A 20,486-nucleotide genomic window follows, 5' to 3' on the forward strand; every position below is an offset into this window, starting at 1 on the left:
CTCGCTTTCTTACCAGGTACCGGGAAGCGCAGGCGCGGCGGCGCCCGATGGGACTGCCCGGTACTTCTTCAGCACCTGGCTCATGACCTCTTGGAAGACCGGAGCAGATGCAGCAGAAGAGTTCAGTTTAACAGGATCGGCGAGACTGACCGAAACGACGTACTCAGGATCGTCGGCCGGAGCGAACCCGGAAACGGAAACCAGGTAGCCGTGGGTGTACCCGCCGTGGCCGTCCGGCATCTGCGCGGTGCCGGTCTTGGCGGCGACCCGGTAGCCGGGAATGTTCCACTTCGCGGCCAGCCAGCCCTTCTGGTACACCATCTCGAGCATGTCCGCCGTGTCGCGGGCGGCCGAGGCCGAAACGACCTGGTTGCCGGCCGTGGCCGGCACCTCGGTCATCGTGCCGTCGGCGTGGCGGCACCCCTCGACCAGCTGCACGGGAAGCCGCACGCCGTTGTTGCCGATGGCCTGGTAGATGCTGGAAACCTGCAGGGCGGTGGTGGTCAGGCCCTGGCCGAACATGGTGGCGTATTTGGTCTGGCTGTCCCAGTTCTCCCAGGCATGCAGGATGCCGCTGTCCTCGGCGGGGAATTGCGCCTCGGTGGCCTTTCCGAGGCCGAACTTGGTCATGTAGTCGTAGCGCTGCTGGTCGCTGAGCAACTCGCCGAACTTCGACATCCCGGTGTTGGAGGATTCGATCAGCACGCCGGTCAGGGTCAGGTTGAGGTCGGCGTGGCCGGAGCTGTCGTTGACGTTGGCCCCGTTGGGCGGCAGGTAGCGGTAGGGCGCCACGATCTTGCTGCCGGGGGTGGCCAGGCCCGCGTCGAGCACGGATGCCGCGGTGAGCGCCTTGAACGTCGAGCCGGGTTCGAAGGAGGCCGTGAACGCTCTCGAGCCGCGGTCGTCCGCCTTCTCGGTGCCGTTCACGTTGTTGGGGTCGACCGACGGGTAGTCGGCCACGGCGACGAGCTTGCCGGTCTTCACCTCCTGCACGACGACGGTTCCCCAGGCCGCGCCGGTGGCCTTGGCCTGCTTGGCGAGGACCTGCTGCACGTACCACTGCAGGTCGGAGTCGATGGTGGTGACGACGTCGCCGCCGTTCTGGGCCTGGCTGGTGGTGACGGTGCTCTGGGGCAGGCGTACCCCGTCGGCGCCCTTCTCATAGGTTTCGATGCCGTTCGTGCTGGCCAGACAGGAGTCCTGGCCGAGTTCGAGGCCTGCCTGCGCCTCTCCCCCTGACGAGACGAAGCCGACCAGGTTGCCGGCGACGGCGCCGTCAGGGTAGACCCGGCTCGGGTTCTTCTCGAAGTAGATCCACGGGATCTCGAGCTTGTCGACCGCCCGGAACACGTCCACGTCCACGGCCTTGGCCACGAAGGCGTAGTCCGAACTCTTGTCCTTGGCGAGGGCGCCGGAGATGATCGCGAGGATGGAGTCCCCGGTCTTGCCGGTGAGCGCGCCGACCTCCGCCGCGGCCTGGGCGACCGTCACGGTGACCTCGCCGGCGTCGGTCGTACGGGTGAACTCGGCGGCGTTGCGGGGCGACAAGGTGATGTTGTACCGCATCACCGTTCCGGCCAGCACGACGCCGTTGGCGTCGAGGATGTCCCCGCGCGAGCCGTACACGGGTTGTTCGACCGACCGGTTGCCCAGCGACTCCGCGTTCAGGGTGTCGGCGCGCACGATCTGGATGTCGACGAGCTTGACCACGAACATGGCGATGATCGCGAAGAGGAGCACGATCGTTCCCGCGATGCGGCGCCTGCTTGACCGGGTGTTCGTCGCCACCGTCTGATCCTTACTGTGGCCGGGGCCACGGGGTTGGCGGGTGCTGGGCTTACGGGTGCGGTGCGTGCTGCTGCCGGGCTAACGGGTTGCGGGGGTCGGGATGCCGTGGGTTGCTGCCTTCGGCGCGACGTCCGCGACCTTCGCCGCGGGTTCGGCCGCCGCACCGCCGACGCCGGCACCCTGGCCGGTGCCCTGCGGCAGCTGCGTGACCAAAGGTACGCCGGCGAGCAGCGCATTCGGCACGAGACTCGCCGAGCCGCCCTGACTTCCGGTGGCCGAGGCCGGCGCGCCCAGTACGGCGCCGTCGGACAGGCGGAGGTAGACGGGGTTCGAGTTGCTGACCATGCCCAGCGCCTCGGCGTTGGCGGCGAGGCTCTGCGGGGAGGAGATCCGCACGAGGTCCTCGGTCACGCTCTCGGCGGTGCGTCCCAGCTCGACCTGGCTGGCCTGCAGCCGGGACACCTCATAGGCACCCTGGGAAATCCCCACGCTCAGCAGCAGCTGGACGATGACGATGGTCGCCATCCCTGCCACGGCGGAGAGCGCGTAGACGATCCGGGGCCTGGCCCGGCGCTGGCTGCGGGTCGAGACGATTTCGATGTGGCGGGTGTCGGGCGCCTGCACCGGGTCGGGGGTGTTGTCCCAGTTCGGTCGCAGGACGCGTGCGAGGTTGTCACTCATGCGGCTCTCCTCAGTCGCTCGGCGGCGCGAAGTCGGACTGACGTCGCGCGCGGATTACTCGCCTTTTCCTCTTCGGAGGCCAGTTCCGCGCCTCTGATGAGCAATTTGAATAGTGGTTTGTGTTCGGGCAGCTCGATCGGCAGCCCGGCGGGGGCCGTCGAGCCCGACGCGGCGGCGAGAAGCTTCTTGACGATGCGGTCCTCGAGCGACTGGTAGGCCATCACGACGATCCGGCCGCCGACGGCGACCGCGTCGAGGGCGGCCGGGATGGCCCGCTCGAGAACGGCCAGTTCCTGGTTGACCTCGATCCGGAGCGCCTGGAAGACCCTCTTCGCCGGGTGCCCGGTGCGCTGCACCGCCACGGGGGTGACCGCGGTGATCACCTGGACCAGCTGGGCCGACCGGGTGAACGGTGTCGTGGCCCGAGCCTCGACGATGGCCTTCGCGTAGCGGGCGGCGAGCTTCTCTTCGCCGTAGTCGTGGAAGATGCGCCGCAGGTCGGCTTCGCTGTAGCTGGCGAGGATGCGTTCGGCGGTGAGTTCGCTGGTGCTGTCCATCCGCATGTCCAGCGGCGCGTCCTTCGAGTAGGAGAACCCGCGCTCGACCCGGTCGAGCTGGAGCGACGAGACGCCGAGATCGAAGAGGATGCCGTTCACCTCGCGGATGCCGAGGCCGTCGAGCGCCTCGCGGATGCCGTCGTAGACGGTGTGCACCAGGTGCACACGGTCGCGGAACGGCTTGAGCCGCTCCTCGGCGATCGCGAGGGCCTCGAGGTCCCGGTCGAGGCCGACCAGGACGAGGTTCGGGAACCGCTGGAGGATGGCCTCCGCGTGCCCCGCCATGCCGAGGGTGGCGTCGACGAGCACCGCGCCCGGCTGTTCCAGCGCGGGTGCGAGCAGTTCGACGCAGCGGTCGAGCATGACGGGGGTGTGGATTTCGTTGATGGCCATATAGTCCCGGGTGTAGTTCCTGGTTCCTGATCCCCATCCATTCCTTCCTGGCACCGGGGAAGTGTGTCAGGGAGAACGGCTGGGAGTCAGGCGCCAGGTGCTAGATGAGTCCCGGAATCACCTCCTCCGAAGTGTTTGCGAATGAGGTTTCCTGTTCGGCGAGGTAGCTGTCCCACGCCGCGCTGTCCCAGATCTCGACCCGGGTTCCGGCGCCGATGACGGTGAGGTCACGGTCCAGGCCGGCGTAGCTGCGCAGGTTGGCCGGGATGGTCACCCGGTTCTGCTTGTCGGGCATTTCGGCGCTGGCACCGGAGAGCGTCATCCGCGCATAGCTGCGGGCTGCCTTGTCGGTGAGCGGGGCCTGGCCGATCTTCTCGGCGAATGCCTCGAACTCACGGGTCGTGAAGACGTAGAGGCAGTTCTCCTGGCCACGGGTCATGACGATCCCCGGCGACAACTCGTCGCGAAACTTCGCGGGAAGGATGACGCGTCCCTTTTCGTCGAGCTTGGGGGCATAGGTCCCGAGGAACATTCATCACCCCTTCCGGCCAGGTTCAGGTGTTACTCCACTTTACTCCACTTCGCTCCACCAAACAATGAAAACAGGCCCCCTTTCGGGGTTTTTTACCCCAGTTGCCCCACTGCGAGCGGGAAAGACCAGTGGAGGGAAATTCCGGGCCGGCGGCCGAAACGCGCGATTCCGGGCACAAAAAAGGGCCGATCGGATGATCGGCCCAAATTCTCGGGAAAAAACGTGCGTGTGGAACCAAGTGCGGATGGAACTAGGGGTGAAGCCTCACCGGTCTACTGCTGGCCGTCCTGGCGACGATCCCAGCGTTCGTTCAGCCGGTCCATGAATCCCTTGTCGGCGGACCGCTGCTGCGCGGGGCGACGAAGGGGCGGGGCACCCATCCGGCGGGCGGACTTGCCGGGGGTGGTCGCGATGAGCACACCGGCGAACATGACGATGAATCCGAGGATGCCGATCCAGAGCTGCTGAACCGCCACACCGGCGATCAACCCTCCGATGCCGGCGACTGCGGCCAGGACGCCGATGGCGATGGAGCGGTAATTCGGTCGGAGCGGTGAACCGCCGACGGTCGACACGAAGTCGGCGTCATTGTGGTAGAGACCGCGCTCCATTTCTTCGAGGAGTCGCTGCTCTTGTTCCGAAAGCGGCATCTCATTCCTCCTACTTGGACCGGCGCCTGACTCCCAATTCTAACCCCGCTGTGATGGCTAGGCTAGGCACGTGGCTGAAAGCAATCAACTGGTCGAACTGGTTCATTCTCGGATCGACGAATTCATCGAAACCCGTCAACCAATTGTGACTACTATCAGCCCGGATCTTACGCCGCTGGTGGACTTCTCACGGCAGTTTCTCAGCGGTGGCAAGCGCTTCCGGGCCCTGTTCTGTTACTGGGGCTGGAAGAGCGTCGAGGGTGCCCGGTCCCCCGCCGAACCGGCGGCCGCCGACGACCCCCGGGCGCGGTTGTCCCCGGTGGTCGCCGTCGCCGCAGCGCTCGAGATCTTCCATGCGGCGGCGCTCGTGCACGACGACATCATCGACAAGTCGGACACGCGGCGAGGCAAGGCATCCGCCCACCGGCTCTTCGAAGCGATGCATGCGTCGAGCGGCTGGGCCGGCAGCCGCGAGGACTTCGGTCAGGCCGCGGCGATCCTGCTCGGAGACCTCCTGCTCGGCTGGAGCGACGAACTCCTCGACGAGGGGCTGGCCGGCGTGGCGCGGGCCTCGGCCCAGGCCGCGAGGGCGGAATTCAACCGGATGCGCACCGAGGTCACGGCGGGGCAATACCTGGACATCCTGGAGGAACGGGCCTGGCTCACCAAGCCGGAGTCCGAGCTGCTCGACCGGGCCATGCGGGTGATCGTGTTCAAGTCGGCGAAGTACAGCGTGCAGGCTCCGCTCGTGATCGGTGCCGCCGTGGCGGGCGCCGGCGTGGAGCACCTCGACGCCCTCCGGGCCTTCGGGCTGCCGCTCGGCATCGCCTACCAGTTGAGGGACGACCTCCTGGGCGTCTTCGGCGACGCGTCGGTGACGGGCAAGCCCAGCGGCGACGACCTGCGCGAGGGCAAGCGCACCGTGCTCGTGGCCCTGGCCCGGCAGGCCCTGGCCGAGGACGACCGGAACCTGCTCGACACGCTGCTCGGAGACCCCGCGCTCACGGCGGAGCAGATCACCGGCTTGCAGCGGCTGATCCTGGACAGCGGGGCGGTGCTCCGCGTCGAGGACCTGATCCAGTCCCAGGTGGCCGAGGCGCTGGCCGCACTGGCCGGGTCGCCGATCGAAGCAGAGATCGCCGAGCAGCTGGGCATCCTCGCCGAGACCGTCACCCGGAGGGTCTTCTAGGGTCGGGGACCGGCGGTCAGCGGTCCGCCGACGGCCTGCAGGAAGGGCGCGTGCCTAGGCGAGGGCCTGCGCGACGCGACGCACTTCGGCCTTGCGGCCGGCCAGCAGCGCGACGATGGGCGGAACGCCCAGGCTGCTGTCCACCTCGAGCAGCCAGTCCATCGCCTGCTCGTCGGTGAAGCCGTCGTCCGCGAGCACGATCAGGGTGCCGCGCAGCTCCGGAAGTGGGGCGCCGTCCTTGATGAACAGGGCCGGGACCTGCAGGGGGCCGCCGGCGCGGCGCACGGCCAGCAGCTGCTTGTCGTCGATCAGCTGGCGAACTCTGCTCTGGCTGACGCCGAGGAGTTGGACGAGGTCGGGGATGGACAGCCACTGCTGATCTGAAGACGATTCGGTCACGGCACCAGCATTCCATGATTCCCGAACCTCGACAAACCCCCTGTCCGTTTTCCCGCGTGTTGACGCCTATAACAGGAGGCACGCTGGTTGACTCTCTTAATCATCTGTGTCAGCGTTGGTCGTTGTATGCAATCTGGACGGGGAGCGCCATGTCGGCAAAAGCCAGCAAAATCGGAACACAGACAGGGCCGCCGGCGGATGGCGGCCGGCACAGCACCGGCCGGTCCGGGGAACGCCGTTCGTTCGGGCGCCTCGCCACGATCCCCCTGGTGATCATCAGCACCATTGCGATCACCCTGAACCTGGCCTCACCGGCGGATGCCGCGACGATTGCGAAGAAGCCGCTGAAGAGCCGGAGCAACCTGCCGGGCACGGTCCCGGCGACCGCGGTCCGCGGCCAGGTCGCGCGCGCATCCGGCGAGACACCGCCGACCCAGTACACGGTGGTCGAGGGCGACACCGTCAGCGCGGTGGCCGGCCGGTTCGGCCTGTCGACGGCATCCGTTCTCGCCTTGAACGGCCTCGGCTGGTCGGCCGTGATCTTCCCCGGCCAGAGCCTCACCCTCGCCGGCCAGGCTGCACCGGTCGCCGCCGCACCGACCCCGGTCGCCGCCGAGATCACCCGCTACACGATCGTGGCCGGTGACACCATCAGCGGCATCGCTGCCGCCCACGGCCTGTCGGCGGGCGATATCCTGAGCGCGAACGGCCTCGACCGGGGCAGCATCATCTTCCCCGGGCAGGCCATCGTGCTGCCCGGCGCGGCCGCGCCGGCAGCCGCACCCGCCGCACCCGCACCCGCGCCCGCACCCGCACCCGCACCTCAGGCTGCCCCGGCTCCCGCGGCCGGGACGCACACCATCGTCGCCGGGGACACGATCGGGGCCATCGCGGCAGCGGCCGGGGTGTCCGTTCAGGCGGTGCTCGACGCCAACGGGCTCGGCTGGTCCAGCATCATCTACCCGGGCCAGGTTCTCACCGTGCCGTCACTCGCCATCGCCCAGGTGTCGTCGGTCGCCTCCGCGCCGGCCGCTGATCCCGTCCGCCCCGAGCCGACCGCCACCGCCGGGGTCGTCACGCCGCTGACCGATGAGATGCGCCAGAACGCGCGCATCATCGTCTCCGCCGGGCGTGCCGTCGGCGTCGGCGACACCGGCCTCGTCATCGCGCTGGCCGCCGCCGCCCAGGAGTCCGGCCTGCGCAACGTGCGACACGGCGACCGGGACTCGCTCGGCCTGTTCCAGCAGCGGCCGAGCGCAGGCTGGGGATCGGCCGAGCAGGTCATGGACCCGGTGCGCGCCAGCCAGGCCTTCTTCGGCGGAACCGGCAACCCCAACCGCGGGGTCACCCGAGGTCTGCTCGATATTCCCGGCTGGGAGGCGATGACCGTGACCCAGGCAGCGCAGGCCGTGCAGATCTCCGCGTTCCCGGACTACTACGCCAAGTGGGAGACGTCGGCCAGGGCGTGGCTGCCTGAACTGGGCTGACCTGCGCCCCGAACTGGGCCCGACTTGCCCGCAAATCCCCCGAGTTCCGGGTGTCCTGCACCGGTGATCGCCGCATCCTTCCCTAGACTCGACTGGTGAGCGATACCCCTGCCGATCCGATGATCGGCCGTCTGATTGACGGCCGCTATCAGGTGCGCTCGCGTATCGCCCGCGGCGGCATGGCCACCGTCTACCTCGCCACCGACCTGCGCCTCGAACGCCGGGTCGCGATCAAGATCATGCACGGCCACCTCGCCGACGACAACGCCTTCAAGGCGCGCTTCGTGCAGGAGGCCCGCTCCGCCGCCCGGTTGGCCCACCCGAACGTCGTCAACGTGTACGACCAGGGCCAGGATGCCGACATGGCCTACCTGGTGATGGAGTACCTGCCGGGCATCACGCTGCGCGACCTGCTCAAGGACTACGGCCGGCTCACGAGCGAGCAGACCATGGACATCCTCGAGGCTGTGCTGTCCGGTCTCGCCGCGGCGCACAAGGCCGGGATCGTGCACCGCGACCTGAAGCCCGAGAACGTGCTGCTCGCCGACGACGGCCGGATCAAGATCGGCGACTTCGGCCTCGCCCGCGCGGTCAACAACAACACCGCGACCGGCCAGGCCCTGCTCGGCACGATCGCCTACCTCTCCCCCGAGCTCGTCACCCGCGGGATCGCCGACGCGCGCAGCGACATCTACGCGCTCGGCATCATGACCTACGAGATGCTCACCGGCGAGCAGCCGTACGTCGGCGAAGCTCCCATGCAGATCGCGTACCAGCACGCGAACGACACCGTGCCGATGCCGAGCACCCGGGTGCCGACGATCCCGCACGAACTCGACGAGCTCGTCAGCTGGGCCACTGCCCGCGACCCGGAGAACCGCCCGCGGGACGCCAGGGTCATGCTCGACCAGCTCCAGGACGTCGACATGACCGTGCGTGCATCCTCGGCCGACGAGACCGCGCTCCAGCCCACGATGATCCTCGCCACCGGGCTGCCGAGCGCCGTCGCCGACGCGGAGACCCAGATCCTCGGCGCGAAGCCCCTCGCCACGGCGACCAAGCCCCGGACGCCGACGCCGCCCGCGACGCCGGACAATGCGGCCCGGCTCACCGACAAGGCTCGCAAGCGCAAACGCAAGGGGTACTGGCTGTTCGCGCTGGTCATTCTGCTCGCCGCCCTCGCCGGCGGCACCGGCTGGTACTTCGGCTCGGGGCCCGGTTCGCTCATCGCCGTTCCGCAGCTCGTCTCGGCATCGCCGGAAGACGCGACCGGCCAGCTCACCAAACTGGGCCTGGAGGCCAAACTCGGCACCCAGTACAGCGGAACCATCGCGGCCGGCCTCGTCGCGAGTACCGACCCCGGCGCACAAGCGCGCGTCGCCAAGGGCAGCACGGTCACGCTCCGGGTGTCCCAGGGACCCCAGCCGATCACGTTGCCGGTGCTGGCCGGCCTGTCCACGGAGGCGGCAACCGCCGCGATCACCGACCTGAAGGCATCCGTCGGCGCCACCGACTCGGTCTTCGACGGCGATGTCGCCGCCGGCACCGTCATCTCCGCCAGCCGGGAGAGCGACGCGGGCGACGTGTCCCAGGGCGGCGGCTACTTCGAGGGCCTGAAGGTGAACCTGGTCGTCTCGCTCGGCCCGATCCCGGATGTCGCGGGCAAGTCGGTCGATGACGCCACCGCGATCCTCACTGACAAGGGACTGGTGGCAAAGCCCGGCGAACAGACCTACAGCGACACGGTGCCGGAGGGCGACGTGATCAAGGCCTCCGCGGCTGGCGACGGCCCCGTGCGGGTCGGCGACACCTTCAGCCTCACGATTTCCCGCGGGCCGGAGCCCGTCGTGGTTCCGAATGTGATCGGCATGTCGTGGAACGACGGCAAGAAGGCCCTCACCGACCTCGGCTTCGCACTCAGCTACAACCCCGGAGCAGACGCCATTTCGGCGCTCCTCAAGGTGCAGTCAACTGATCCAGTGGCGGGCACGTCCGCCCCCAAGGGCAGCACGATCGCCCTCAAGCCGACCAACCCGTTCGGATAACTCCCCGACGCTGCCAGTTTTGTTGTTCCGCCGAGATCGACCTTTTCGGTCGAGCCCGACCCGCGCACCTGACGGCCTCGACCGGAACGGTCGGACTCGACACGGATGCAACGCACTCGCCCGTCGGAGATGTCCGACGGGCGAGTGCGAGCGCGGGCGCGGCGCCGGGCTAGCGGGCGGCGAGCTCCTCGGCCACCAGGAACGCGAGCTCGAGGGACTGCATGTGGTTGAGCCGCGGGTCGCAGAGCGACTCGTAGCGGGTCGCCAGGGCAGCCTCGTCGATGTGCTCCGAGCCGCCGAGGCACTCGGTGACGTCATCGCCGGTCAGCTCCACGTGCACGCCGCCCGGGTGGGTGCCGACGCTGCGGTGGGCCTCGAAGAAGCCGCGCACCTCGTCGACCACGTCGTCGAAGCGACGGGTCTTGTAGCCGGTCGGGGTGGTGACGCCGTTGCCGTGCATCGGGTCGGTGACCCAGAGCGGCTTGGCGTCGCTGGCCTTGATCGCCTCGAGCAGCGGCGGGAGCGCGTCACGCACCTTGCCGGCACCCATCCGGGTGATGAAGGTCAGGCGTCCAGGCTCGCGGTTCGGGTCGAGCTTGTCGACCAGGCGCAGCATGTCTTCGGCCGAGGTGGTCGGGCCGAGCTTGACCCCGATCGGGTTGCGCACCCGCGAGAGGAAGTCCACGTGCGCCCCGTCGAGTTCCCGGGTGCGTTCGCCGATCCAGATGAAGTGCGCCGAGGTGTTGTACGGCGTGCCGGTGCGGGAGTCGATCCGCGTCATGGGGCGCTCGTAGTCCATCAGCAGACCCTCGTGGCTGGTGTAGAACTCGGTGCGCCGCATCGCCTCGAAGTCGGCGCCGCAGGCGATCATGAACTTGATGGCCCGGTCGATCTCCTTGGCCACCTTCTCGTAGCGCTGGTTGGCGGGGTTCGCGGCGAAGCCCTGGTTCCAGCTGTGCACCTGGCGCAGGTCGGCGAAACCGCCCTGGGTGAACGCGCGGATGAGATTGAGGGTGGATGCCGCGGTGTGGTAGCCCTTGACCAGGCGGGCCGGGTCGGCCTCGCGCGATTCGGGTGTGAAGTCGTAGCCGTTGACGATGTCGCCGCGGTAGGCCGGCAGGGTGACGCCGCCCCGGGTCTCGAAGTCGCTGGAGCGCGGCTTGGCGAACTGGCCGGCCATCCGCCCCATCTTGATCACGGGCATGGACGCGCCGTAGGTGAGCACCACGGCCATCTGCAGCACGGTCTTGACCCGGTTGCGGATCTGCTCGGCGGTCGCGCCGCTGAAGGTCTCGGCACAGTCGCCGCCCTGCAGCAGGAAGGCCTCGCCGTTGGCGGCCTGGGCCAGCCGGTCGCGGAGGATGTCGACCTCGCCCGCGAAGACCAGCGGCGGCTGCGTCGACAGTTCAGCGGATGCCGCGGCGACGGCCTCGGCGTCGGGCCAGGTCGGCTGCTGCTTGATCGGAAGCGTGCGCCAATAGTCCAGGCCAGCGATCACAGATCGATCTGCGACAACGACTGGTTCGGTAGGGTCTACCACTGGGCTAGTCCTGTTTTCTCTTACGCGGCACGCGGGAACGCTGCCTGCCGGGGGTGGGTTTGTGGCGGTTACGGCCTCGGAATCCGGGCGAAACCAATGACGCGATCTTATCGCGAAAGACTTGCCCGCTTTTCTTTCACGCTGGTGGCGTAGACGTCCACGTACTCCTGGGTGCTGAGCCGCTGCAGTTCATACATCAGCTCGTCGGTGATCGATCGGAGCACGAACCGGTCACCCTCCATGCCTTCGAACCGTCTGAAGTCCAGGGGCTTGCCGATGACGACTCCGATCCGGCGCACCTTCGGAATGCGGGTCCCGGTCGGCATGGCCTTCTCGGTGTCGATCATCGCGACCGGGATCACCGGCACGCCGGCCTCGAGCACCATCCGGGCCACCCCGGTGCGACCGCGGTACATCTTCGCGTCGGGGCTGCGCGTGCCCTCCGGGTAGATGCCGAGCACGCCGCCGCCGGCGAGCACGCGCAGGCCGGTGTTGAGGGAGTCCTCGGAGGCCTTGCCGCCCGACCGGTCGATGGGGAGCTGCCCGGTGGCCTTGAAGAACTGGCGCGTGGCCCAGCCCTTGAGACCCTTGCCGGTGAAATACTCGCTCTTGGCCAGGAAGACGACCCGCCGCGACACGACCAGCGGCAGGAACACCGAGTCGATGAAGGACAGGTGGTTGCTGGCGAGGATCACGCCGCCCACTTTGGGGATGTTCTCCAGCCCGACCACCCAGGGCCGGAAGATTCCGAGCACCAGCGGACCGATGACAATGTTTTTCATGAACCAATAAAACATTGGGCTCCCTCCGTTGGACTCCCTGAGCCTACTTCGTGAAAACGTGCTTTCGCGCGAGGTCGGCCGCACCGACCACGCCGGCATCGTTCACGAGCTGGGCGATGGCGAACTCCGCCTCGGGGTGGTAGCCCCGGGCTGGGAGGTTCTCCAGGTAGGCGGCGCGGATCGGTTCCAGCAGCAGGTCGCCGGCGTCGGCTACCCCGCCGCCGAAGACGAAGATCTGCGGGTCGAGCACGGCGGCCAGGCTGGCGCAGGCCTGGCCCAGCGAACTGCCCAGCTGGCGCAGCGCGGCCAGCGCGCCGTTGTCGCCGTCCTGGATCAACCGGCCGACGTCCTTGCCGGTGAGCTTGCCCTTTCCCTTGCGGGCGGCGGCGAGGCCCTGGCCGATGCCGCCGGCATCCGCCAGTTCGTTGGCGATCCGCAGCAGGGCCCGGCCGGAACCGTATTGCTCGATGCAACCCTGGGCTCCGCAGCCGCAGGAGCGCCCGTTCGGGACGATCCGCAGGTGCCCGAGTTCGGCGGCGCAGCCGAAGCCGCCGCGGAAGAGCCGGTTCTCGGAGATGATCGCGCCGCCGACTCCAGTGCCGATGGTGAGCATGACCATGTCGCTGTACATCTGGCCGGCGCCGAAGCAGAACTCCGCCCAGCCGGCGGCGTTGGCGTCGTTCTCGATCAGGATCGGCATGTCGAGCCGAGCTTCGAGGGTGGCCCGGAGAGGTTCGTGGCGCCAGTTGACGTTCGGGCCGTAGTAGACGACCGACTGGGCTGCGTCGATGAACCCGGCGGCGGCGATTCCGGCGGCGACGACCTCTTCGCCTTCGGCGAGGCCGGTGATCATCTCGACGACGGCATCCTCGATGCCGCGCGGGTCGCTGGCCGTGGTGGGGCGGCGATCGGAACGGATGATCGTCCCGAACTCGTCGACGAGGGCGGCGGCGATCTTGGTGCCACCGATATCAATCCCAATCGCGTGCACAGCGAACTTCTTTCGTAGGTGTGGCCGGGGGAAATGCGCCGCGGGGCGATCAGGGATGCCGGGGCGTCCCCTCTAGAGTGTAGTGAACCAGCACCCTGCCAGACGAAACGTCCACGACCGCCGGCCCACGCGGATAGAGTGGGCGCAAACCCGTCCGGTGCCAAAGGAGTTACCGTGAAACAGTTCGACCAGCCCGCAATCGTTCCCGCCGACCCTCAGGCCAACGTCACCGACCTCCTGGCCGCCCGCGTCGCGGCCACGCCGGACTCCGTGCTCTTCTCCCTGCCCGTCAACGGTCAGTGGACCCCGGTCACGACCAGTGAGTTCCACCGCCAGGTGGTGGCGCTGGCCAAGGGCCTCGTCGCCGGCGGAATCGAACCCGGCGACAAGATCGGCCTGATGTGCAAGACCAGGTATGAGTGGACGCTGGTCGACTTCGCTGCCTGGTACGCCGGGGCCGTGCTCGTCCCGGTCTATGAGACCAGCTCCCCCATGCAGATCCAGTGGATCCTCGGCGACTCAGACGCCACAGCCGTGATCCTCGAAACGGCAGATCACTTCTCCCGGTTCGACGAGGTGCACCCCGACCTGCCGAGCATCCGGACCGTCTGGCAGATCGGTCTGGGCGACCTCGACAAGCTCGCCGCCTCCGGCACCGGCGTCACGGATGCCGAGATCGAACGTCGCCGCAACCTCGCCGTGGGCGACGACATGGCCACGCTCATCTACACCTCCGGGTCGACGGGCCGCCCGAAGGGCTGCGTGCTCACCCACTCCAACTTCGTGGAAACGACCCGCAACGCCTCGGTCGCGCTCAAGGAGGTCCTCGAGGACGAGCACGGAGCGTCCACGCTGCTCTTCATCACGACCGCACACATCTTCGCCCGGTTCATCGCCGTGCTCTGCGTGCAGTCCGGCGTGCGGGTCGGCCACCAGCCGGATACCCGGCAGCTGCTGCCCGCGCTGGGCACGTTCAAGCCGACGTTCCTGCTGGCCGTCCCCCGCGTGTTCGAGAAGGTCTACAACTCGGCAGAGCAGAAGGCCGAGGCGGCCGGCCGCGGCAAGATCTTCGAGGCGGCGGCGCAGATCGCCGTCGACCACTCGATGCTCGTCGACCAGGGTAAACCAGTTCCGCTGATGACGAAGATCAAGTTCGCCATCTTCGACCGCCTCGTCTACAGCAAGCTGCGTGCGGCGATGGGCGGAAACGTCAAGTACGCCGTGTCAGGATCCGCGCCCCTCGGCGCGCACCTCGGGCACTTCTACCACAGCCTCGGGATCAAGATCCTCGAGGGCTACGGCCTCACCGAGACCACCGCCCCGACCAGCGTCGGGCTCGCGACCAAGTTCAAGATCGGCACCGTCGGCCCGCCCCTGCCCGGCGTCTCCGTGCGGATCATGGACGACGGCGAGATCGAGGTGAAGGGCGTCAACGTCTTCAAGGAGTACTGGAAGAACCCCGACGCGACCGCCGCCACGTTCCACGACGGCTGGCTCCGCACGGGGGACATCGGCGACTTCGACAGCGAGGGATTCCTCACCATCACCGGGCGCAAGAAGGAGATCATCGTCACAGCCGGCGGCAAGAACGTCGCCCCGGCCGCCCTCGAAGACCCGATTCGCTCCAACCCGTTGATCGGGCAGGTCGTCGTGGTCGGCGACCGCAAGCCGTTCATCGCGGCACTGGTCACGCTCGACCCCGACATGCTCGCGGTCTGGCTGAACAACAATGGCGAGGATGCCGGCATGTCGCTGGCCGAGGCGGCCGTGAATCCGAAGGTGGTCGCCGAAGTTCAGCGTGCGGTGGACCACGCCAACGACCACGTCTCCCGGGCCGAGTCGATCCGCAAGTTCATCGTGCTCACCACCGAGCTCACCGAGGAGAACGGCTACCTGACTCCGAAGCTGAGCATCAAGCGGGACCTCATCCTCAAGGACTTCGCCGACGTCATCGAGGGCATGTACGCGGGTTCACCGATCACCGAGAGCAACCCGCTGCGAGCCTGAGCCGGGCAGCTCAACGGCTCAGAACCAGGTGGACTGGCGGATCTCCTTCATGGCGGCCCGCCGGTTCTCCTTGTCGAGCCGGTCGAGGTAGAGCAGACCGTCGAGGTGGTCGGTCTCGTGCTGCAGCGCCTGCGCCATGATGCCGGTCCCGGACAGTTCGACCGGGTTGCCGTCGAGGTCGATGCCGGAGACGCGTGCGAACGGGAAGCGCTTGGTGGGGTACCACAGGCCGGGCACCGAGAGGCAGCCCTCCTCGACCAGCTCGGACTCGCCGGTCACCTCGACGACGACCGGGTTGAGGATGTAGCCGATCACGCCGTCGACGTTGTAGCTGAAGGCCCGCAGGTTGACACCGATCTGGGACGCGGCGACGCCGGCCCGTCCGGGGAGGCGCACACTGTCGACCAGGTCGTCGACGAGGGCACGCACCCGGGCATCGATGATGCCGATCGGGTCGGAGACGGTCTTGAGTACGGGATCTCCGAATAGTCGGATCTGGCGCTCGGGCACAGGGAAGACTCCAAGTCGGTTCTTGCGGTGATGGCCGCGGTGACGGTGGCGGTGGCGCTGGTGGTGGTGCTGGTGCTGGTCCGCAGGTGGGTCAGACCGCGCGATCGGCCGGCAGACCCTCCACCACCAGGGCAGCAAGGGTTCTGGCCGCCAGCTGGGTGATCGGCTTGAGGTCGTTGTAGGAGATGACACTCCCGGCAGCCAGCTGCGGGTCATACGGGATCCGCACGATCTCCCGCACCCTCGACCGGAAGTGCGATTCGATCTCCTCGAGCTTGACCAGGTTGGTGCCCTGCGTCGCCGTGTTGAGGGCGACGATGGCGTTGCGCACCAGGTCGCCGTAGCCGTTGGCCTCCAGCCAGGTGAGGGTCTCCGAGGCGAGGCGGGCCTCGTCGACGCTGCCGCCGGAGACGATGACGATCGAGTCCGCGCGCTGCAGGGTGGCGCGCATGACCGAGTGGACGATCCCCGTGCCGCAGTCGGTGAGCATGATCGAGTAGTACCGGGCGGCGAGGTCGGCGACGACGTTGTAGTCGTTCTCGTCGAACGCCTCGGACAGGAGCGGGTCGGTGTCGGAGGCGAGGATGTCCAGCCGGGTGGCGTCGCGGGAGACCAGCGCGGAGAAGTCCGTGAAGCCTCCGATCGACGCGGCCTTCGACACCACGTCCCGCACGGTCGACCTGGTCTGCTTGCTGACCCGTTCGGAGAGGGTGCCGCGGTCGGGGTTCGCGTCGACGGCGATGATCCGGTCCTCGCGGGCATCGGCCAGGGCCATGCCGAGCAGCGCGGTGACGGTGGTCTTGCCGACGCCGCCCTTGCGGGTGAGGATCGGCACGAACCGGGTTCCGCCTTTGAACTCGCGGCGAATGCGCTCGTCCATCGCGTTGTGGGCGCGAACCTTGGCGGAATCGCCGAGGTTGACCAGGTGCAGGGTCGCCGCGTAGACGAAGCTGTTCCAGGTGCCGTGCGGCGGCGGTTTGGTCTTGCGGTTGACCGCCAGCAGGCGGTCGGAGGTGAGCATCGACGCCGACTCCGGCGCCGGGCCGCTCTCGGTGCGGAGACGCTCACGACGGGAGTGGGCGGCGGCGGACGAATCGGCGGCCGGGACGGATGGCGCGGCGACGACGCCCGTCGCCGGCCGGGAGGCGCGAGCGACGCCCGGCGTGCTGATCTCGACCGTGTGCGTGGCCGGGTGCGCGGCGGATTCCGCCGCCCTGGGCCCGGACAGACCCGGACGGGTGCCGACCGCCGGGCGGGCGGACAACGACGCATCCGCCCGCCCGTTCAGGTTGCCCGGAAGGGCGGCCGCCAGGTTCTGGATCGTGTGCGGCGGCAGTTCGCTGTTGTACTCTTCGCCGGGAACGGTGCCAGGCGACACAGAGGGTTCCTGGCCGGAAACCTCATTGCCTGTGCGCTTATCTGACAAAAGACCCGTCCCTTCGTCGATAGATCGGCCCCAATCCTAGCGCGGTCGCACCACCACGAGCAGATCGCCCGCATCCACCTGCTGGGTTTTGGGGATCGCGACCCGGTCGACGACGCCGCTGATGGGAGACGTGATCGCCGCCTCCATCTTCATCGCTTCGATCGAGGCCACGCTCTGGCCGGCCTCGATGGTGTCACCCTCCTCGACCTGCAGGGTGACCACCCCGGAGAACGGGGCCGCGATCTGGCCGGGCCGGTTCGCATCCGCCTTCTCCGCCGCCTTGCTGCTGACGGTGATGCTGCGGTCGCGCACGAAGACCGGGCGGAGCTGCCCGTTGAGCGTGGTCATGACGGTGCGCATGCCCTTGTCGTCCGCCTCGCTGATGGCTTCGAGGCCCACGTACAGCCGCACGCCCCTGGCGATCTCGACGGCGTGCTCCGTGCCCTGCTGGAGGCCGTTGAGGTAGTCGACGGTGTCGAGCACGGACAGGTCCCCGAACAGCTCGCGGATCTGCTCGTACTGGCGGGTCGGTGCGGGGAACAGCAGCTGGTTGAGCATCGCCCGCCGGGTGAGGCTGTCCTTGCCAAGCGCCTCACGCTCGTCGGCGGTGAGTTCGGTGACGCCGATGCGGATGTTGCGCCCGGCGAGCACCTTGCTGCGGAACGGTTCGGGCCAGCCGCCGGGCAGGTCGCCCAGTTCCCCGGCCATGAAGCCGATCACGGAGTCCGGCACGTCGTAGTTGCCGGGGTTCTCGGCGAAGTCGGCCGGGTCGGCCCGCACCGCGGCGAGGTAGAGGGCGAGGTCGCCGACCACCTTCGACGACGGGGTGACCTTCGGCACGCGGCCGAGGATGTTGTTGGCCGCGGCGTACATGTCCTCGATCAGTTCGAAGTCGTCCGCCAGGCCGAGCGCGACAGCCTGGGTGCGCAGGTTGGAGAGCTGGCCGCCCGGGATCTCGTGGGTGTAGACCCGGCCGGTCGGGGCACGGAGGCCCGATTCGAAGGGGTGGTAGACCCGGCGCACGTCCTCCCAGTAGGGCTCGAGGTCGCAGACGGCCTTGAGCGAGATGCCCGTGTCGCGTTCGGTGTGGGCGAGCGCGGCGACGAGCGAGGAGGCGGACGGCTGGCTGGTGGTGCCGGCCATCGGAGCGCTGGCGACGTCGACCGCGTCGGCGCCGGCGCGGGCCGCGGCGAGCAGGGTGGCCAGCTGGCCGCCCGGCGTGTCGTGGGTGTGCACGTGCACCGGCAGGTCGAACCGCTCGCGGAGGGCGCCGACGAGCTTCTCGGCGGCCGCCGGACGGAGCAGCCCGGCCATGTCCTTGATCGCGAGGATGTGCGCGCCGGACTCCACGATCTGTTCGGCGAGCCGCAGGTAGTAGTCCAGGGTGTACAGGGGCTCGGCAGGGTCGAGCAGGTCGCCCGTGTAGCAGAGGGCCACTTCGGCCACGCTGGTGCCGGTCGCGAGCACGGCGTCGATCGCCGGGCGCATCTGGGACACGTCGTTGAGGGCGTCGAAGATGCGGAAGATGTCGACGCCGGTGTCGGCGGCTTCACGCACGAAGGCGTGGGTCACCTCGACCGGGTACGGCGTGTAGCCGACGGTGTTGCGGCCGCGGAGCAGCATCTGCACGTTGATGTTCGGCAGGGCCTCGCGCAGCGACGCGAGGCGTTCCCACGGGTCTTCGCCGAGGAAGCGCAGGGCCACGTCGTAGGTGGCTCCACCCCAGGCCTCGATCGAGAGCAGTTCCGGGGTCATCCGTGCCACGTAGGGGGCGACCGCGACGAGGTCGCGGGTGCGCACCCGCGTCGCCAGCAGCGACTGGTGCGCGTCACGGAAGGTCGTGTCCGTCACGGCGAGTGCCTTCTGCGCGCGCAGGTCGGCGGCAAAGCCCGCCGGACCGAGCAGCTGGAGGCGCTGGCGTGAGCCGGCCGGGGCCGCGACGGAGAGGTCGAGCTTGGGCAGCTTCTCCGCGGGGTTCAGCAGCGTGATCGGCACGCCGTTGGGCTTGTTGACGGTGACGTCGGCGAGCCAGTTCAGGATCTTCGTGCCGCGGTCCTTCGAGGCCCGGCCGCGGAGCAGTTCCGGCCGCTCGTCGATGAAGGAGGTGCTCAGATTGCCGGCGGCGAAGTCGGGGTCGTCGAGCACCGCCTGCAGGAAGGAGACGTTCGTCGACACTCCGCGGATGCGGAACTCGGCCAGGGCGCGCTTGGACCGGGTCACTGCGGAGGTGAAGTCCCGGCCGCGGCAGGTGAGCTTGGCGAGCATCGAATCGAAGTGCGGGCTGATCTGCGCGCCGGGGTTGATGGTTCCGCCGTCGAGGCGCACACCGGCGCCGCCGGGCGAGCGGTAGGTGGTGATCTTGCCGGTGTCCGGCCGGAATCCCATGGTGGGGTCTTCTGTCGTGATCCGGCACTGCAGCGCTGCGCCGCGGAGCTGGATCTTGTCCTGGGTCAGGCCGAGGTCGGCCAGGGTCTCCCCCGCGGCGATGCGGATCTGGGCGACGACGAGGTCGACATCCGTCACCTCTTCGGTGACGGTGTGCTCGACCTGGATGCGCGGGTTCATCTCGATGAACACGTGCTGGCCGGCCCGTTCGCCGACGGTGTCGAGGAGGAACTCGACCGTTCCCGCGTTGACGTAGCCGATCGACTTGGCGAAGGCGACGGCGTCCGCGTAGAGGCGCTGGCGGATCTCGTCGGAGAGGTTCGGCGCCGGGGCGATCTCGATGACCTTCTGGTGGCGACGCTGCACCGAGCAGTCGCGTTCGAACAGGTGCACGGTGGCACCGGTCGTGTCGGCGAGGATCTGCACCTCGATGTGGCGGGGCCGCAGCACGGCCTGCTCGAGGAACATGGTCGGGTCACCGAAGGCACTGTTGGCCTCCCGCATCGCCTCCTCGAGGGAGCCGCGGAGCTCGCTCATCTTGGCGACCCGACGCATGCCGCGCCCGCCACCGCCGGCGACGGCCTTGGCGAAGATGGGGAAGCCGATGGCCTCGGCCGCGGCGATGAGCTCGTCGACGTCGCGGGACGGCGCACTGGATCCCAGGACCGGCACGCCGGCAGCGATCGCGTGTTCCTTGGCGGTGACCTTGTTGCCGGCCATCTCGAGCACGTGCTCGCCCGGGCCGATGAAGGTGATGCCGGCCTCACGGGCGGCGAGGGCCAGTTCGGGGTTCTCGGAGAGGAATCCGTAGCCGGGGTAGATGGCGTCGGCGCCGCTCTCCTTCGCCACCCGGATGATCTCGCTCACGGTGAGGTACGCCCGCACCGGATGCCCGGGCTCGCCGATCTGGTACGCCTCGTCGGCCTTCAGCCGGTGGAGGGAGTTGCGGTCTTCGAACGGGAACACGGCCACCGTTTTGGCGCCGAGTTCATAGGCCGCACGAAACGCACGAATCGCGATTTCCCCGCGGTTGGCAACAAGAATTTTCGTGAACATGCAGACCTTTCGAGCGTGGAGCCGCACACAGCTGACGGTTAGGTTCTCCCAGACTAGTGAAGGTAACG

16 protein-coding genes are annotated in these 20,486 nt (G+C 68.5%); 4 read left to right on the forward strand and 12 right to left on the reverse strand.

Annotation, left to right across the window (positions count from 1 at the left end; genetic code table 11):
* Positions 1-9 precede the first annotated feature (9 nt).
* From IWX89_RS08965 to IWX89_RS08985, 5 genes are all read right to left on the reverse strand, one after another.
* Positions 10-1,788 carry a penicillin-binding protein 2 gene (locus IWX89_RS08965; protein WP_307836476.1) on the reverse strand — a complete coding sequence of 593 codons (1,779 nt, stop codon included), beginning with the start codon at positions 1,786-1,788 and terminating at the stop codon, positions 10-12.
* A gap of 78 nt (positions 1,789-1,866) precedes the next feature.
* Positions 1,867-2,469, reverse strand: coding sequence for a hypothetical protein (locus IWX89_RS08970; protein ID WP_196903212.1), 603 nt, complete (start codon positions 2,467-2,469; stop codon positions 1,867-1,869).
* Positions 2,466-3,419: a 16S rRNA (cytosine(1402)-N(4))-methyltransferase RsmH gene (gene rsmH / locus IWX89_RS08975; RefSeq protein WP_196903213.1), complete on the reverse strand. Its 954-nt coding sequence runs from the start codon at positions 3,417-3,419 to the stop codon at positions 2,466-2,468. Before rsmH ends, IWX89_RS08970 begins: the two co-directional genes overlap by 4 nt.
* 100 nt (positions 3,420-3,519) lie before the next feature.
* Positions 3,520-3,951, reverse strand: coding sequence for a division/cell wall cluster transcriptional repressor MraZ (gene mraZ / locus IWX89_RS08980; RefSeq protein WP_134508475.1), 432 nt, complete (start codon positions 3,949-3,951; stop codon positions 3,520-3,522).
* A gap of 272 nt (positions 3,952-4,223) precedes the next feature.
* Entirely contained in the window at positions 4,224-4,601 is a 378-nt protein-coding gene (locus IWX89_RS08985; protein WP_196903214.1) for a DUF3040 domain-containing protein, read from the reverse strand.
* A 70-nt stretch (positions 4,602-4,671) separates the two neighbouring features.
* Between IWX89_RS08985 and IWX89_RS08990 the strand changes: the two genes are divergently transcribed.
* Positions 4,672-5,790: a polyprenyl synthetase family protein gene (locus IWX89_RS08990; RefSeq protein ID WP_196903215.1), complete on the forward strand. Its 1,119-nt coding sequence runs from the start codon at positions 4,672-4,674 to the stop codon at positions 5,788-5,790.
* 54 nt (positions 5,791-5,844) lie between these two features.
* On the opposite strand, the gene IWX89_RS08995 is transcribed toward IWX89_RS08990, so the two are convergent.
* The gene (locus IWX89_RS08995; protein WP_196903216.1) at positions 5,845-6,189 is read right to left on the reverse strand and encodes an Rv2175c family DNA-binding protein; all 345 of its coding nucleotides are present in this window, start codon (positions 6,187-6,189) and stop codon (positions 5,845-5,847) included.
* 149 nt (positions 6,190-6,338) lie between these two features.
* Between IWX89_RS08995 and IWX89_RS09000 the strand changes: the two genes are divergently transcribed.
* On the forward strand, positions 6,339-7,676 hold the full coding sequence (locus IWX89_RS09000; protein WP_196903217.1) for a LysM peptidoglycan-binding domain-containing protein: 1,338 nt from the start codon (positions 6,339-6,341) through the stop codon (positions 7,674-7,676).
* Positions 7,677-7,771: 95 nt separating this feature from the next.
* Positions 7,772-9,721 carry a Stk1 family PASTA domain-containing Ser/Thr kinase gene (gene pknB / locus IWX89_RS09005; RefSeq protein ID WP_196903218.1) on the forward strand — a complete coding sequence of 650 codons (1,950 nt, stop codon included), beginning with the start codon at positions 7,772-7,774 and terminating at the stop codon, positions 9,719-9,721.
* Between the two features lie 169 nt (positions 9,722-9,890).
* Here pknB and IWX89_RS09010 read toward each other — a convergent pair whose 3' ends face one another.
* The 3 genes from IWX89_RS09010 to IWX89_RS09020 form a co-directional block, all read right to left on the reverse strand.
* Positions 9,891-11,219 carry a class II 3-deoxy-7-phosphoheptulonate synthase gene (locus tag IWX89_RS09010; RefSeq protein WP_196903219.1) on the reverse strand — a complete coding sequence of 443 codons (1,329 nt, stop codon included), beginning with the start codon at positions 11,217-11,219 and terminating at the stop codon, positions 9,891-9,893.
* 149 nt (positions 11,220-11,368) lie between these two features.
* Entirely contained in the window at positions 11,369-12,058 is a 690-nt protein-coding gene (locus IWX89_RS09015; RefSeq protein WP_196903220.1) for a 1-acyl-sn-glycerol-3-phosphate acyltransferase, read from the reverse strand.
* 28 nt (positions 12,059-12,086) lie between these two features.
* A complete protein-coding gene (locus IWX89_RS09020; RefSeq protein ID WP_196903221.1) occupies positions 12,087-13,034 on the reverse strand; it encodes an ROK family glucokinase in 948 nt (315 codons plus the stop codon).
* 174 nt (positions 13,035-13,208) lie between these two features.
* On the opposite strand from IWX89_RS09020, the gene IWX89_RS09025 reads away from it, so the two are divergent.
* The gene (locus IWX89_RS09025; RefSeq protein WP_196903222.1) at positions 13,209-15,041 is read left to right on the forward strand and encodes a long-chain fatty acid--CoA ligase; all 1,833 of its coding nucleotides are present in this window, start codon (positions 13,209-13,211) and stop codon (positions 15,039-15,041) included.
* 18 nt (positions 15,042-15,059) lie between these two features.
* On the opposite strand, the gene IWX89_RS09030 is transcribed toward IWX89_RS09025, so the two are convergent.
* The 3 genes from IWX89_RS09030 to IWX89_RS09040 form a co-directional block, all read right to left on the reverse strand.
* Positions 15,060-15,551, reverse strand: a complete 492-nt coding sequence (locus IWX89_RS09030; RefSeq protein WP_196903223.1) for a peptide deformylase — start codon at positions 15,549-15,551, stop codon at positions 15,060-15,062.
* Positions 15,552-15,642: 91 nt separating this feature from the next.
* Positions 15,643-16,929 (reverse strand): MinD/ParA family protein, encoded by a 1,287-nt coding sequence (locus tag IWX89_RS09035; RefSeq protein WP_307836478.1) that lies wholly within the window; start codon positions 16,927-16,929, stop codon positions 15,643-15,645.
* 84 nt (positions 16,930-17,013) lie between these two features.
* Positions 17,014-20,418, reverse strand: a complete 3,405-nt coding sequence (locus IWX89_RS09040) for a pyruvate carboxylase (RefSeq protein ID WP_196903224.1) — start codon at positions 20,416-20,418, stop codon at positions 17,014-17,016.
* Positions 20,419-20,486 lie beyond the last annotated feature (68 nt).

The organism is Cryobacterium sp. MP_M3, from assembly GCF_015752155.1.
Lineage (GTDB): Bacteria > Actinomycetota > Actinomycetes > Actinomycetales > Microbacteriaceae > Cryobacterium.